Genomic DNA, 14,042 nt, shown 5'->3' on the forward strand with positions numbered 1-14,042 from the left:
AGAGAAATTTAGATTTGTATGAAAAATGTATTCTCGATTATCTTAATGGCTTTAATAATGATGTCTTGTAATAAAGAAGAAAAAGTATTTAAATCTAGAACCTTTAAATACGTTGATGTTGAAACTATTTTTAAAGATTCAACTGCAAGCATTAGAGCCATAGATTTTGATGAAGACTATCTTTATTATGGGAGTTCAAATCATATAGGGAAGCGCGCTTTAAACAAAGAGTTAAAATTTAGTGTAGATGATTTAAAGTTGAGTACTGGAAAAAACCACTTTAAAAACATATTGAACTACGAAGGCAAACCATTAGCCTTTAGAGCAATTGAAAGTGTCGAAGGTGATTTATTGGCACTATCTATAAGCTCTCCAGCACGATTATATAAGCTAAGCCGAAAATCTAAAAACCCAATATTAGTTTATGAAGAAGGCCACGAGAAAGCATTCTATGACTCCATGAAATTTTGGAACGGAGAAGAAGGCATAGCTATAGGGGATCAAACAGATGATTGTATAAGCATCATTATTACACGTGATGGTGGGAACTCATGGACCAAATTATCGTGTGATGATTTACCTAAAGCAAAAGAAGGCGAAGCAGCCTTTGCCGCTAGTGATACTAATATTGCAATTGTCGGTGATAAGACGTGGGTCGCAACAGGAGGAAAGGTAAGTAGGATAATGTATTCACCAAATAAAGGAAAAACATGGGAAGTTTATCAGACACCCATTGTACAGGGTATAGAAACTACAGGAATGTATTCTATAGATTTTTATGATGATAATAATGGTTTCGCTATAGGTGGTGATTATACCAAAGCTGCCGATAGCTCAGCAAATAAAATCAGGACTAAAGATGGCGGTAAGACCTGGCAGCTCGTTGCTCAGAACGAATCTCCAGGGTATAGAAGTTGTGTGCAATATGTACCACATTCAAATGCTAAAGCATTGGTCGCTGTGGGTTTTAATGGTATTGATTACTCCAATAGTGCTGGAGCCTCTTGGGCGCATTTAAGTGACGAAGGTTTTTATACCATCAGGTTTTTAAATGATAGTGTGGCGTATGCAGCAGGAAATAAACGCATTGCTAAGTTATCGTTTAGAGAGTAGCTCTATTATTCTTTTCGCTTGCCTTTTCGTTTTCTCATTTCATTAAACATACGTCTATTGAATTCGTCCTCAGAGATTTTGAGTAGAATCACTTTTTTCGCAGGAATAACGCCTATTAAATCGGTGGTAAATTGTTTTCTTAATTTCAGTTTTTTCTGTTCTAAAATTAGCATCTTATCAATCATAGATCTCGCGTCTGCTTCGCTCATAGATTCTATATCTGCATCTTTTCGATTTTGATGTGAGTCTTGTCGTAAGGCCTTAATATTGGTTTCATGTGCATTATAGATTGGCCAGAACTTTTGGGCCTCAGTTTCGGTTAGCGCTAATTTTTCAGTAATGAACGCTATTTTTAAGGATTTTATACGTTCCCTTTTTTCTTTTCCTTGGGAAAAAGCACTCACTGTAATGGCAATGAATAGGAGTGTTAAAGTGATTTTTTTCATAATAATTATTGTAGTATTAAATCTTCAATATTAGACTGATCTAACAGGTAATCTTCGAGAGATTCTTCTGAAATTTCAGTATCTGTAAAATTGTTAATGTTAAGTTCGTCGTCGGTTAAAAGGAACGCTAATTCATAGCTTGTGTAATCTTCTTGCTCTAAGTAGTTTTCAATAGAGGCGGTTTCTAAAGAATCAAAAGTTATAGTTTCCGAAGCGTTATAAAACACATTAAACATTAGAACCAAACACGCTGCTATTGCAGAAACATACATAACGTTTTTCCAGCTAAATAAAGGTATGACTTTTACATCCTGTTCCTCTTCTAATTTTAGAAAGATTTTGTTCTCCAAAGATTCAAAATAAGAATCTGGAACATCAAAGCCAGAGGCATCAACGGTGTTCTTTAATTGTACCTCACTAAGAATTTGCTCTTCAACTTGTGAAAAATAATCGTTAGGCACTTTAAATCCTGAAGTTTTAATGGTATATAATTCTTTCTCTTCCATGTGTATAAGACTTAAAAGTCTGTAATTAGTTTAATCTTGGGTTAAATAAGCTTCAATTTTTTTTACAGCAATATGATACGAGGCTTTAAGCGCACCTTCGCTTGTTTCTAAAATGTCTGATAAGTCTTTATATTTAATATCTTGAAAGTATCTCATGTTGAAAACGAGTTGTTGTTTTTCTGGTAATTTGGCAATGGCTTGCTGTAATTTTAATTGTATATCATCACCTTGAAAATATACATCTGCTTTTAAATTATTCATCAAATACTCTTGGGTTTCTTCATTATTGACATGTAGTCGCTTAGCGTTTTTGTTGAGGTGTGTTATGGATTCATTAGAAGCAATTCGGTACATCCATGAAAACAATTTACTATTTCCTTTAAAATTATCAAGATTCTTATAAACCTTGATAAATGTGTTTTGGAGCACATCATCCGCATCGTCATGAGATTTAACTATATGTCTAATATGCCAGTATAGACGCTCCTTATACAGTGATAATAGCTCTTTATAGGCTGCCTCTTTTGAAGCTGGGTGCGTAAGTCGTTGTATAAAATGATGTTCGTTATCCAATAAAAGCAGTTTTACTTTAGACGTATCAATTTACAGAAAGTTTAATGAAAAAAAATACATTGTTTAAAGTATTGATAATCAATGATATAAATATAAAAACATCGATTAAGTGTTAAATAATTACGATGAAATACGCTTTTTTCTTGTTTTGTCCATTTATTTTATTTATGTTTGTCTCAGCCTTACCTACTTAGCTATTACTATTGTCCCCAAATGATGGTAATAGAACAGAAAAGGATGCCACCTAACGGAGCATCCTTTTCTTTGTTTATCATGTAGTACTTATCGGTAACTAGGTTCAGGAATTTAAGTTATTCAAAACTTTGCATACCTACTAACTTTTTATAAACACCATTTTTAGCAATAAGCTCTTTGTGAGTGCCTTGTTCTGCAATTTCTCCTTTATGCATTACGATAATTTCATCTGCATTTTGAATAGTTGATAAACGATGCGCAATAATAATTGACGTTCTATTTTTCATCATATTCTCTAAAGCTTCTTGCACTAAACGTTCACTTTCTGTGTCTAATGCTGAGGTTGCTTCATCTAGAATCATAATGGGTGGATTCTTTAAAACAGCTCTCGCTATACTGAGACGTTGTTTTTGTCCGCCAGACAATTTCCCGCCAGCGTCACCAATATTGGTTTCAATTCCTTTAGGGAGGTCTTTAACAAATTCCCAAGCGTTGGCGATTTTTAAGGCTGCTATAACCTCTTCATCTGTAGCATTTTCTTTTCCTAAAAGAGTATTGTTTTTTACTGTATCATTAAATAGTATAGAATCTTGTGTGACCAGTCCCATTAAATTACGTAATGAATGTTTTGTAATGGTTCTTATATCTTGGTCATCAATAGAGATGTGACCTTCATTGACATCATAAAAACGAGTAACGAGATTTGCAATCGTAGATTTTCCGCTTCCCGATTGTCCAACAAGTGCAACGCTTTTTCCTTTAGGGACTTTTATAGAAAAGTTTTTAAGGACTAAATCATCTTCATACTTAAATGAGATATTATTGATGCTAATTTCCGAGGTGAAAGTATCTTTTACAATAGCATCTGGTTTATCTTCTAATGTAGATGTTGTATTGAGTATTTCTAAAACACGCTCTGCAGCTGCATTACCTTTTTTAACACTATAACTCGCTTTACTAATTGCTTTAGCAGGTGTCAATATGTTGTATGCAAGTCCCATATAAGCTATAAATGAGCTAGCGTCTAATGTGCCATCGATGAGTACCATACGCCCACCATACCACAATAAAATTGAAATAACTGTGATTCCTAAAAATTCACTTGTAGGTGATGCGAAATTTTGACGATTTAATAATTTGTTTGAAAAAATAAAAAAACGATGAGTAGAAGCTTTAAACTTATTTAAAAATGTAGTTTCTCCATTAAAACCCTTGATGACCTTTAAACCACCTAAAGTTTCTTCTATGATAGATAAGAAATTACCTTGTTCTTTTTGAACGCGATCTGATTTCTTTTTTAGAGATTTCCCTATTCTAGAGATTATAAATCCAGATAACGGAATAAAAATAAATACAAACAGTGTGAGTTGAGGACTAATCAACAGCATCATGATTATGGTGAAAATAATAGTGAGTGGTTCTCGTACTATTAGTTCTAAAATAGATAAAAATGAGCTTTGAATTTCTTGGACATCATTTGATATTCTTGCCATAGTATCGCCTTTTCTTTTTTCTGAAAAGAAGGCAATTGGGAGCTTAGTGATTTTGTCAAAAATAGCATTTCTCAAGTCTTTTAAAACACCATTTCTTAAAAATGTAATGAAAAACATGGCTAAATAATTAGAGATGTTTTTTAAGAAGAATAATAGAATGACTAATGCTATTACTAGTATCAAAGCTTTTGAAGAGTCATCGTGAGCAAATTCATTAACTCTATAAGACATAAAATCTTTAAAGTAATCCATAGTGTTTGCTATGCCATTCCAAACAGGTTTTATAATGGCTTCTTTTTCTTCACTAGGTTTTGTTGTTGGAAACAAGACATCCAGCATTGGTATTAATGCTATAAACGATAGTGCACTAAATAATGCGTAAAATACATTACAAATGATATTTAATATTGCAAACTTTTTATACGGTTTTGCAAAACCAAGAATTTGTTTAAAATAATTCATTAATTGAGTTTCATGTCTTTTAGGATGTCATCAATACGGGATTCCAATAGTCGTTCTGTAGCATTAAAAGCAGATACATCTTCCAATTTAGTATTAACGCTTATATAAAACTTTATTTTTGGTTCTGTACCACTTGGTCTTAACGCAATTTTACTTCCATCTTCGGTATAATAAATTAAGACATTAGATTTTGGAATAACAATTTTGCTTGATTTTTGATTTACCAAGTCCTTTATAATAGACAATTGATAATCTTCAACTTTGACTACTTTAGAGCCATTAACACTTGTTAATGGGTTTTCACGAGCATCAATCATCATTTGTTTGATTTCCTGAGCACCTTCAATTCCTTTTTTTGTGATGGAGACTAAGCGTTCTTTATAAAAGCCATGTGCTACATATAAATCTATTAAAGATTCATACATAGTTTTGTTGTTTGCGTTTGATTGCGCTGCAATCTCGCAAGCTAATAAGGTAGAGGTTACAGCATCTTTGTCTCTCACAAAGTCACCAACCATAAATCCAAAGCTTTCTTCACCACCACCAATAAAATCCAAGGTAGGGAAATCTTTTATCATTTTAGCAATCCATTTAAAACCGGTTAAACCAATTTTACACTCTACATTATAAGCTTCTGCTAGAACGGACATCATTGGCGTAGAAACTATGGTTGAACCTAAAAACTGATTGCCATTGATTCTATTTGAGTTTTTCCATTGTTTTAGTAGGAAATCGGTCATTAATATCATGGTTTGATTTCCATTAAGTATTACCAACTCATTTTCTAAGTTTCTTACAGCCACGCCTAAACGGTCACAATCTGGGTCTGTGCCAATTACGATATCACCATCAACGGTGTTCGCTAATTCTACAGCCATTTTTAAGGCTTCTGTTTCTTCAGGATTTGGAGATTTAACTGTTGGGAAATCTCCATTTGGTTCTCGTTGCTCTTCAACAATATGAACATTGGTATATCCAGCACGTTTTAAGGTTTCTGGAACTACTGTAATTGAGGTTCCATGTAGAGAAGTGAACACAATATTTAAGTTTTCTCTAGCTTCTGATGAGGTGTCAAAACTTCCGTTTTTAACTGACTCATTAATAAAAACATCATCAACAGCTTTACCAATATATTCAATCTTACCGTCATTAGCTTCAAATTTTATCTCATCGTAAGCTAATCTATTTATTTCTGTGATAATTTCTGCATCTTCTGGTGGTACTAATTGTCCGCCATCTTGCCAGTATACTTTGTAACCATTGTATTCTGGAGGATTGTGAGAAGCGGTTAATACAATTCCGCAGTGACAATTTAAATGCTTTACAGCAAATGATAATTCTGGAGTTGCACGTAAATCTTCGAATAGATAGACGTGAATTCCGTTAGCAGAAAACACATCGGCGACTACTTTTGCTAATGATTTACTATTGTGTCTACAATCGTAAGCGATTGCCACTTTTAAGGGTTCCGAAGGAAATTGAGTTTTTATATAATTACTCAATCCTTGGGTGTTTTTTCCTAGTGTGTATTTATTGATTCGATTAGTGCCAATTCCCATAATACCTCGCATTCCTCCGGTTCCAAATTCGAGATTTTTATAAAAACTCTCTTTGAGATCAGTTGGGTTATTGGCCATTAAATCTTTTATGTAGTTTTGAGTCTCTTGGTCAAAAGTTGGCGTTAACCATGTATTTACGCGTTCTAAGAGTTGAGGTTCAATATGTGTCATATCCTAAATTTATAATGTAAAAATACGTAATTCAATAATTTTGAATCGTTTAATAAACTTTAATTGATGGGGTAGCTTAAAAATTGAGTATCTGTTTGATTAAATAGCGACTGCTATCGCGTTTGGAGCGAAGAATAAGTTCACCTAGAAAACCGGCAATAAAAAACTGAGACCCTAAAACCATTGTGGTTAAAGCGATATAGAATTGTGGGCGTTCTGTAATGAGTCGTCCATTTGTATTTAAGAATAATTTATCTAAACCTAGATACACGGCAAATACAAATCCAATAGCAAACATGATCACACCTAAAGCGCCAAATAAGTGCATTGGTCGTTTTCCAAAGCGAGATAAAAACCAAATGGTTATTAAATCTAAAAAACCGTTTACAAAGCGTTCCATTCCGAATTTCGTTTCACCATATTTTCTAGCTTGATGCTTGACGACTTTCTCTCCAATTTTTGTGAAACCCGAATTTTTAGCAAGCACTGGAATATAGCGATGCATTTCCCCATTAACATCTATGTTTTTAATGACATTGATATTGTATGCTTTGAGACCGCAATTAAAATCATTCAGTTTTACTCCTGATGTTCGTCGTGCTGCCCAATTGAATAATTTAGATGGCAAGTTTTTAGAAATTACAGAGTCATAACGTTTCTTTTTCCATCCGGATACCAAATCAAATTTATCTACAACAATCATGTTATAGAGTTCTGGGATTTCTTCAGGATTATCTTGTAGATCAGCATCCATAGTGATAATAACATCACCTTCTGCTTTGGCAAAACCAGCATGTAGCGCTTGGGATTTACCAAAGTTTTTGATAAATCTAATACCTTTAACACTCTCATCTTTTTTAGATAGTGCGATTATGGTTGCCCAAGAATCATCTGTACTACCATCATCTATGAAAATGATTTCATAAGAAAAACGATTGGAATGCATGACTTTTGCTATCCAATCGTGTAATTCTGTTAATGAGTCTTGTTCGTTAAGTAGTGGAATGACTACTGATATATCCATCTAATAATTTTCAAAATTTTATAGTTCAAAAATAGGGATTTTATTTAAGCTAAGTTCGGGTCTTTCTTTTTCATTATTAGACCAACCAAAAGTCCTATAACTGTAAAAAAGAGTAAACCCTGTGCCAATGATCTCAATTGAGTACCAATAGCATATGAGTCTTGGCTTTCCATTGTTACTATGGCTTTATTAATCTCTGCCTGAGGAGCTCCCATGTTTTCCATAAATGCAATAGACTTCTTCATGGTTAATTCTTTTAGGTACTCTGCAGAATCTGGATCAATATAATTAAATAGAACAACAGATACAACGGTACTTATTATAATACCCAGAGCTACAGGAATAAAATAAGCCGTAAATGCTTGCTTAAAATTAATAAAGCCTCCTAATAGGCTTCTTGCTTTTGCACTAGAAATTACTCCAATAATTATTATTATAAGGGGAAGAATTAATAGATTTATCCAAAAATTTACCAATAATTCAATATCAATGATATAACCAAGTACGGTGTAAATTACTAATCCACATCCAAGATAAATACCATAATTAATAGCGGTTGATTTTAATGATTTTTCCATAATAAAAAGTGATCGTTTAGTTAATGTATGTCGTTAGTATAGTTTTGTTTGTAATTGTTACATTTTTTTTCCGAAGAAAAAAGAATTAATTTCTTGGTAATTTACAAAAATTACTTAAATTTGCACCTCCAAAATAGTAAGGAATTTTAAAGAATAAAGAGATGAGAAAAGGAATACATCCAGAAAATTATAGATTAGTTGCATTCAAAGATATGTCTAACGAAGACGTGTTCTTAACTAAATCTACTGCTGAGACTAGTGAAACAATTGACGTTGATGGTGTTGAATACCCAGTAGTCAAATTGGAAATTTCTAGAACATCTCATCCATTTTACACCGGTAAATCTAAATTAGTAGATACCGCAGGTCGTATTGATAAATTCAAAACTAAATACGCTAAGTTTAGTAAATAGACTTAGATTTATTATAATTACAAAGCCTTCAAGATTTTTCTCGAAGGCTTTTTTGTTTTCTATAATTAATCTACTTTTGATATATAAACCAAATTAAAAGTTGAATAATTGTATTTAGCTTCTAATTATAACTTCAACCTTTGATATGAATTACATTCTTTTTGATGGTCCATCACGTAACAATCTGTTGCCCTTTACATTTACAAGACCCGTTGCAGATCTTAGAGTAGGCATTCTTACTATTAGAGAAAAATGGGAGATGCATTTAGGTGGCACCATTACGACTATTACAGAAGACTATTTATCTGAAAAGTATCCAATGGTGGCGATGGATGAAAATGTAATGATTAATGCATCTGTCTTGCCTAATAAGAAATTAGTTGAAATTATTAAAGTATTAAAAGAGAATCAAGCTGTGTTTTCAGGAGAAGATATGATTGCCTTTTATACAACAGACCCTCAGAATAACATCAATATTGAAAACTACGAAGCCATTGCTTATAACGAGACTATATTAAAAATAGAACATTCTTGGGATATTTTTGTGACTAATGGAGACGCTATTCAAACCGATTTTGATTTGCTTACACAAGACAGGCAATCTCAACCCATACCTAACTCTTGTAATGTTCTTGGAGCAGAACGTATTTTTATAGAAGAAGGCGCAAAGCTAGAATTTGCGACCTTAAATGCTAGCTCTGGTCCAATATATATTGGTAAAGATGCAGAGGTGATGGAAGGGAGCTTAATTAGAGGTCCTTTTGCTCTTTGCGAGCATGCGACTGTAAAACTAGGAGCTAAAATATATGGGCCAACGACTATTGGGCCTCATAGTAAAGTTGGAGGAGAGGTAAATAACTCTGTTATTTTTGGTTATTCTAATAAAGGTCATGATGGGTTTTTAGGGAATTCGGTTATAGGAGAATGGTGTAACCTGGGAGCAGATACTAATAATTCTAATTTAAAAAATAATTATGCAGAAGTAAGACTTTGGGATTACGAAACCGAAGGTTTTGCAAAAACAGGCTTACAATTTTGCGGACTTATTATGGGAGATCACAGTAAGTGTGGTATAAACACGATGTTTAATACAGGCACAGTTGTTGGGGTTAGTACTAATATCTTCGGAAGTGGATTTCCTAGAAATTTCATTCCAAGTTTTTCGTGGGGAGGACATTCAGGCTTTACAACATATTTAACGAAAAAAGCATTTGAAGTAGCTGACGTAGTTATGAAGCGCAGAAGTATAGAGTTTACTGAAGTAGATAAAAGTATTTTAGAACACGTCTTTGAAGAGACAAAAAAATGGAGAAAAAGTTAATATTAAATATTAAAAATATGAAGTTTATTTGCAGTATCATTTTAGTATTGACACTAAATTTAGGGTTTTCCCAAACCTATACGATTAAAAATTTAGAGATTAACGACGATAAAAGTCAATATGGAGTTATATTCTACAAAGGAAACAAGGTGTATTATACGTCTTATATGCTCGATAATAGAAATAAAGCAAGACGGGATCAAGACAAGCGATTGATTTTTACCATGTTTGAAGCTGAAATGACAGACGATGGAGAAATCATCAATCCAGAGCAGTTTAATAAGTCTGAAAAATTTGTGTTCAATACCTCTAGTGCAGGTTTTAGTAATGATGGCAAATACATGTATATTACTACGAACTTCATGAAGCGTGGTAAATCCTATAAAAGAAAATTAAAATCAATTAATTTAAATATCCAAAGAGGAGAATATATAGAAGGACGCGGTTGGACTAATTTTGAATCATTACCATTTTGTAAACCTAATTACAACTATGGTCATGCCACTTTAAGTCCTGATGGTTCTACAATGTATTTTACTTCAAATGCAGATGGAGCCCATGGTCAAACCGATTTGTTTAAAGTAAAAATTTTAGGAAACGGCGAGTACGGTAAAGTGGAAAATTTAGGTAAAAAAATTAATTCTCCTAGGAAGGATATGTTTCCTTTTGTGAGCAAAGATAATATACTTTACTTTTCTTCAGATCGTGTTGGAGGAGTTGGCGGATTAGATGTTTATAGTTATGATCTTAATGCTGATCCAGAAACGGAAGAACCAAAAAATTTACAACAACCAATTAATAGCAGAAGCGATGATTTTTGCTATATTATAAATGAGGATGGAACCAAAGGCTACTTCTCGTCTAGACGTCCAAAAGGTAAAGGTGACGATGATATTTATTATTTTGTATTAGAATAATTTTTGTTTTTAATTAACTTTTAAAATTGACAACGTCAATGAAGCGTTTTTTTAACAGCACTTTAAAATTTTCTTTAGTTTATTTTAGTCTACTTCTATTAGATTTGCTTATAATTGTTTGGGGTAGTAATGAGCTTTGGCGACTAGGTACAATGCCGGTTATAGCTTTGTTGTTAATAGTTTTTTATATATATAATGATAAATCGGCTCGACCTTGGAAGTTTGCTTTTATGGTTATCGCTCTTTCATGGTTCTTATTAGCTAATATCGCAGTGTTGTTTAGAAATGAGTCTATTATGCTTATTCTGATTAGTGTTTTTTTTATACTGGGTAATGTTTTTTATATTTTAAGATTTTCTAATAATCGAGATTTTGATTTCATTAGGCTCTTACCGATATTGGCTTTGTATCTTATTTATATGTTTGTGATTTTACAGCTTACGCAAGACCGTTTGGGTGACTTGCTGATTCCTATTTTTATCTTTTTATTTGTAACACTTTTAACAATTCAATTTGCATTATTAAGAAAGAGTGCAGTCACAAAGAACAGTTATTACTTGGTTATCACAGGAATGTTAGTTCTTTTAATGTCTCATACATCTGCAGTATTGAGTGTGTTTTATAAAACATTTGATAACCAAGATGTCTTAACGATGCTTTTATATTCAATTGCTCAGTTTCTCATTGTAATTGGTGTTATAAATGAAAAAAAAGTATTGTGAGTTGATAGCTATTGCTCCTTCTTAACACGTTTTAAATCCAATAAATTGATAGGATTAATACCTAAGCCCTTTACGCTTTTTCGTGTGAATCGCACAACTTCATCGTAAAACAATGGCACAACAGGTGCCGATGACAAAACTAAACTATCCATTTTAGTATAGAGTGCTTCACGTTTTTTGCTATCTGTGATCGTAAATGCTTCTTGGTACCAAGCATCAAATTGATCACTTTTAAAATGCGTGTAATTAGGGCCATTGGGTGCGAAGTTCTTACTTGAATATAGTGATAAATAATTTTCAGCATCAGGATAATCGGCTACCCAACTCGCTCTAAACATATCTAATTTACCGTTAGCTTTCGCATCTTTTAGAGTCGCAGCAGGAATCACATCTACATTTACAGTAATCCCAATTTTTTGAAGTTCCCGTTGAATGTATTCACAAAAACTCAAATAGTTGCTTGTAGTCGTTATCGTAATTTCAGGATTTGAAATCCTAGTTTCTGTCTTAAATTGTTGCACTAATTGTTTTGCTTTGTCAGGTTGAAATGTAAAACCTATAGATTCATTGTGACCTGGAAGCCCCTTTGGGATAAAACCTCCATAAGCTGGAATTCCAATACCATTTCGCAAATAAGTCATCATTTTTTGCTTATCAAACCCATAATTAATGGCTTGTCGCAATAGTTTTGACTGCATTTCTGAGACTTCAGAATCCATAAAAAATGCCAAATACTCTGTATTAAGGTAAGGGCCTCTAATCATATTAACATCCTTACTATACTGTTCACGAAGTTGTCCTGTTGCAGTTAGAATTTCGTCTTTGTATGATGCATCTAATCCAGATACAAAGTCAATATTGCCTTGGGCAAATTGTAAAAACTCACTTTGCTTATCTGGTAAAAAAGTAATGGCTACAGCTTCAAGATATGGTAATGCGCTACCTAAGTTATCCGTTTCAAAATAGTTGTTATTTCTTCGGAAAACGAGCTTTAAGTTTTCTTCCCATCGTTTAAATTTAAATGGTCCAGTGCCAATAGGATGAGATCTAAAATCACTTTGATAATGGTCTACAATTTCTTTGGGTACAACCGAGCAATACTTCATGGTCAATAACCCTAGAAATGCAGGAAACGGTTGCTTTAGTTTAATTTGGAATAAGCTATCATTTAGAGCTTTAAAAGCATCTACCTTATTAAGAGTCCAACGTCCTGGAGATGCTATTGTTTTATTCAGCAGACGATTGAGACTGTATTCAAAATCACTCGCTTTCACTGTTCGTGTTGAGTCTTTACCGAAGAGTCTATGTTTATGAAAATAAACATCTTGTCTCAATGAAAAAGAATAGGTGAGGGCATCTTCTGAGATCGTCCAATTCTTAGCAATACAAGGTTGTACATTTAGATTTTCATCCATTTGAACTAGGCCATTAAACAATTGGTTAATGGCCCAAATATCTGCATTATCTTTTGCAAACGCAGGATCTAAAGAGCCTATATTTTTGTGCTCATTATATCTAAAAACATTGTTATAAGTCTCTTTTTGTTGTGAACAACTAGAAATAATAAGAGCGAATAATAAGACTTTAAATTTCATACGGATTATTAAAAATGATTTTTATACCTTTAAGTTCTATTAATTAATCTAAAAAAATTTAAAATTATGAAAAAAAACTACGTTTTAATTTTATTGACTGTATTATTTACTGTGTCTATTCAGGCACAAGTAGTAATATCCCAGTCTGTTGATCCTGTTAGTATAACAGAAAGTGGTGTTGCTTGTTGGAGTGCCCCACCAGGAGGAACAGGAGAGTACCGTGATAATGCTTTTTTAAGATCCTACACAATGAGTGTGTTTGGTATTACAGAAGATTTTGGAGTAACCTCTGTTGAGTATGGTCAAGGTTCTGCAAATGACGGTAAATTGATTACTGTGAACCTTTATACAGCAACTTCAGAAGATTTAACTACTGCAACACTAACATTAATAGGTACTGCAACGCACGTATCTGCTGCTATAGATGATATAACTTTGATTTCTGTACCCTTAACTACAACTATTCCTGCTGGTTCAATAGTAGCCTTAGAAGTTTCAGCAGCTGATGGAGGTACTAATGTTGGAGAAACGTATTTCCCGGGATATAATACTGCTGGTGAAAATGGCATAAGTTACTTGGTAAGTGTTGGTTGTGGTCTTGCTACACCTACACCTACAGCAGATATAGGTCAGGCAACGAACCAATATGTAATGAATATTGTTGGAAGCACACTGAGTGTTGATTCTTTTACTTTAAATGCAATTTCTGTAGCGCCTAATCCAGCTACGAATTATATTTCTATCAACTTTCCTGCTTCAATATCTGATTTTACTACAGAACTATATGATATTACGGGTAAGTTAGTTTTAAAATCTAGTAATAAAGACCGCCTGGATGTGTCTCAATTACAAGCTGGAATTTATATTTTAAGAATCTCTACCAATGATGGTACGATTTCTAAACGTATTACTAAGAGCTAAAACGCCTTGCATTAATATATTTTTAAAAGTGTG

Annotated in this window: 14 protein-coding genes; 6 read left to right on the plus strand and 8 right to left on the minus strand. The window is 33.1% G+C overall.

The annotated features are described in order from the left end of the window. The first annotated feature begins 18 nt into the window (after window positions 1-18). The gene (locus tag ACJAZK_RS01670; RefSeq protein ID WP_415222293.1) at window positions 19-1,113 is read left to right on the plus strand and encodes an oxidoreductase; all 1,095 of its coding nucleotides are present in this window, start codon (window positions 19-21) and stop codon (window positions 1,111-1,113) included. 5 nt (window positions 1,114-1,118) lie between these two features. Here ACJAZK_RS01670 and ACJAZK_RS01675 read toward each other — a convergent pair whose 3' ends face one another. The 7 genes from ACJAZK_RS01675 to ACJAZK_RS01705 all read right to left on the minus strand — a co-directional run bounded on the left by ACJAZK_RS01675 (window position 1,119) and on the right by ACJAZK_RS01705 (window position 8,120). Next, complete coding sequence (locus ACJAZK_RS01675; RefSeq protein WP_415222294.1) at window positions 1,119-1,559, minus strand: sensor of ECF-type sigma factor; 441 nt, start codon at window positions 1,557-1,559, stop codon at window positions 1,119-1,121. 5 nt (window positions 1,560-1,564) lie between these two features. After that, a complete protein-coding gene (locus ACJAZK_RS01680; protein WP_415222295.1) occupies window positions 1,565-2,065 on the minus strand; it encodes a hypothetical protein in 501 nt (166 codons plus the stop codon). 30 nt (window positions 2,066-2,095) lie between these two features. Continuing rightward, a complete protein-coding gene (locus ACJAZK_RS01685) occupies window positions 2,096-2,638 on the minus strand; it encodes an RNA polymerase sigma factor (protein ID WP_415222296.1) in 543 nt (180 codons plus the stop codon). A 311-nt stretch (window positions 2,639-2,949) separates the two neighbouring features. Then, window positions 2,950-4,788, minus strand: a complete 1,839-nt coding sequence (locus tag ACJAZK_RS01690) for an ABC transporter ATP-binding protein (RefSeq protein ID WP_415222297.1) — start codon at window positions 4,786-4,788, stop codon at window positions 2,950-2,952. After that, complete coding sequence (locus ACJAZK_RS01695; RefSeq protein ID WP_415222298.1) at window positions 4,788-6,518, minus strand: phospho-sugar mutase; 1,731 nt, start codon at window positions 6,516-6,518, stop codon at window positions 4,788-4,790. Before ACJAZK_RS01695 ends, ACJAZK_RS01690 begins: the two co-directional genes overlap by 1 nt. 76 nt (window positions 6,519-6,594) lie before the next feature. Then, window positions 6,595-7,542 carry a glycosyltransferase family 2 protein gene (locus ACJAZK_RS01700; protein WP_415222299.1) on the minus strand — a complete coding sequence of 316 codons (948 nt, stop codon included), beginning with the start codon at window positions 7,540-7,542 and terminating at the stop codon, window positions 6,595-6,597. A gap of 44 nt (window positions 7,543-7,586) precedes the next feature. After that, window positions 7,587-8,120 (minus strand): DUF4199 domain-containing protein, encoded by a 534-nt coding sequence (locus tag ACJAZK_RS01705; RefSeq protein WP_415222300.1) that lies wholly within the window; start codon window positions 8,118-8,120, stop codon window positions 7,587-7,589. A gap of 161 nt (window positions 8,121-8,281) precedes the next feature. On the opposite strand from ACJAZK_RS01705, the gene ACJAZK_RS01710 reads away from it, so the two are divergent. The 4 genes from ACJAZK_RS01710 (at window position 8,282) to ACJAZK_RS01725 (ending at window position 11,493) form a co-directional block, all read left to right on the plus strand. After that, a complete protein-coding gene (locus ACJAZK_RS01710; RefSeq protein WP_028873381.1) occupies window positions 8,282-8,533 on the plus strand; it encodes a type B 50S ribosomal protein L31 in 252 nt (83 codons plus the stop codon). 145 nt (window positions 8,534-8,678) lie between these two features. Further along, window positions 8,679-9,854 (plus strand): GlmU family protein, encoded by a 1,176-nt coding sequence (locus ACJAZK_RS01715; protein WP_415222301.1) that lies wholly within the window; start codon window positions 8,679-8,681, stop codon window positions 9,852-9,854. A 17-nt stretch (window positions 9,855-9,871) separates the two neighbouring features. Beyond that, entirely contained in the window at window positions 9,872-10,771 is a 900-nt protein-coding gene (locus tag ACJAZK_RS01720; RefSeq protein WP_415222302.1) for a TolB family protein, read from the plus strand. Between the two features lie 38 nt (window positions 10,772-10,809). Next, a complete protein-coding gene (locus ACJAZK_RS01725) occupies window positions 10,810-11,493 on the plus strand; it encodes a lysoplasmalogenase family protein (RefSeq protein WP_415222303.1) in 684 nt (227 codons plus the stop codon). 8 nt (window positions 11,494-11,501) lie between these two features. On the opposite strand, the gene ACJAZK_RS01730 is transcribed toward ACJAZK_RS01725, so the two are convergent. Then, entirely contained in the window at window positions 11,502-13,088 is a 1,587-nt protein-coding gene (locus ACJAZK_RS01730; RefSeq protein WP_415222304.1) for an ABC transporter substrate-binding protein, read from the minus strand. A gap of 66 nt (window positions 13,089-13,154) precedes the next feature. Between ACJAZK_RS01730 and ACJAZK_RS01735 the strand changes: the two genes are divergently transcribed. Beyond that, on the plus strand, window positions 13,155-14,009 hold the full coding sequence (locus ACJAZK_RS01735; RefSeq protein WP_415222305.1) for a T9SS type A sorting domain-containing protein: 855 nt from the start codon (window positions 13,155-13,157) through the stop codon (window positions 14,007-14,009). Window positions 14,010-14,042 lie beyond the last annotated feature (33 nt).

Origin of the sequence: Psychroserpens sp. (assembly GCF_047633235.1) — a bacterium.
GTDB lineage: Bacteria > Bacteroidota > Bacteroidia > Flavobacteriales > Flavobacteriaceae > Psychroserpens.

Coding starts and splice junctions, on each gene's coding strand:
- ACJAZK_RS01670 (WP_415222293.1), top strand. CDS start 19: ATGAAAAATGTATTCTCGATTATCTTAATGGCTTTAATAATGATGTCT.
- ACJAZK_RS01675 (WP_415222294.1), bottom strand. CDS start 1,559: ATGAAAAAAATCACTTTAACACTCCTATTCATTGCCATTACAGTGAGT.
- ACJAZK_RS01680 (WP_415222295.1), bottom strand. CDS start 2,065: ATGGAAGAGAAAGAATTATATACCATTAAAACTTCAGGATTTAAAGTG.
- ACJAZK_RS01690 (WP_415222297.1), bottom strand. CDS start 4,788: ATGAATTATTTTAAACAAATTCTTGGTTTTGCAAAACCGTATAAAAAG.
- ACJAZK_RS01695 (WP_415222298.1), bottom strand. CDS start 6,518: ATGACACATATTGAACCTCAACTCTTAGAACGCGTAAATACATGGTTA.
- ACJAZK_RS01700 (WP_415222299.1), bottom strand. CDS start 7,542: ATGGATATATCAGTAGTCATTCCACTACTTAACGAACAAGACTCATTA.
- ACJAZK_RS01705 (WP_415222300.1), bottom strand. CDS start 8,120: ATGGAAAAATCATTAAAATCAACCGCTATTAATTATGGTATTTATCTT.
- ACJAZK_RS01710 (WP_028873381.1), top strand. CDS start 8,282: ATGAGAAAAGGAATACATCCAGAAAATTATAGATTAGTTGCATTCAAA.
- ACJAZK_RS01715 (WP_415222301.1), top strand. CDS start 8,679: ATGAATTACATTCTTTTTGATGGTCCATCACGTAACAATCTGTTGCCC.
- ACJAZK_RS01720 (WP_415222302.1), top strand. CDS start 9,872: ATGAAGTTTATTTGCAGTATCATTTTAGTATTGACACTAAATTTAGGG.
- ACJAZK_RS01725 (WP_415222303.1), top strand. CDS start 10,810: ATGAAGCGTTTTTTTAACAGCACTTTAAAATTTTCTTTAGTTTATTTT.
- ACJAZK_RS01730 (WP_415222304.1), bottom strand. CDS start 13,088: ATGAAATTTAAAGTCTTATTATTCGCTCTTATTATTTCTAGTTGTTCA.
- ACJAZK_RS01735 (WP_415222305.1), top strand. CDS start 13,155: ATGAAAAAAAACTACGTTTTAATTTTATTGACTGTATTATTTACTGTG.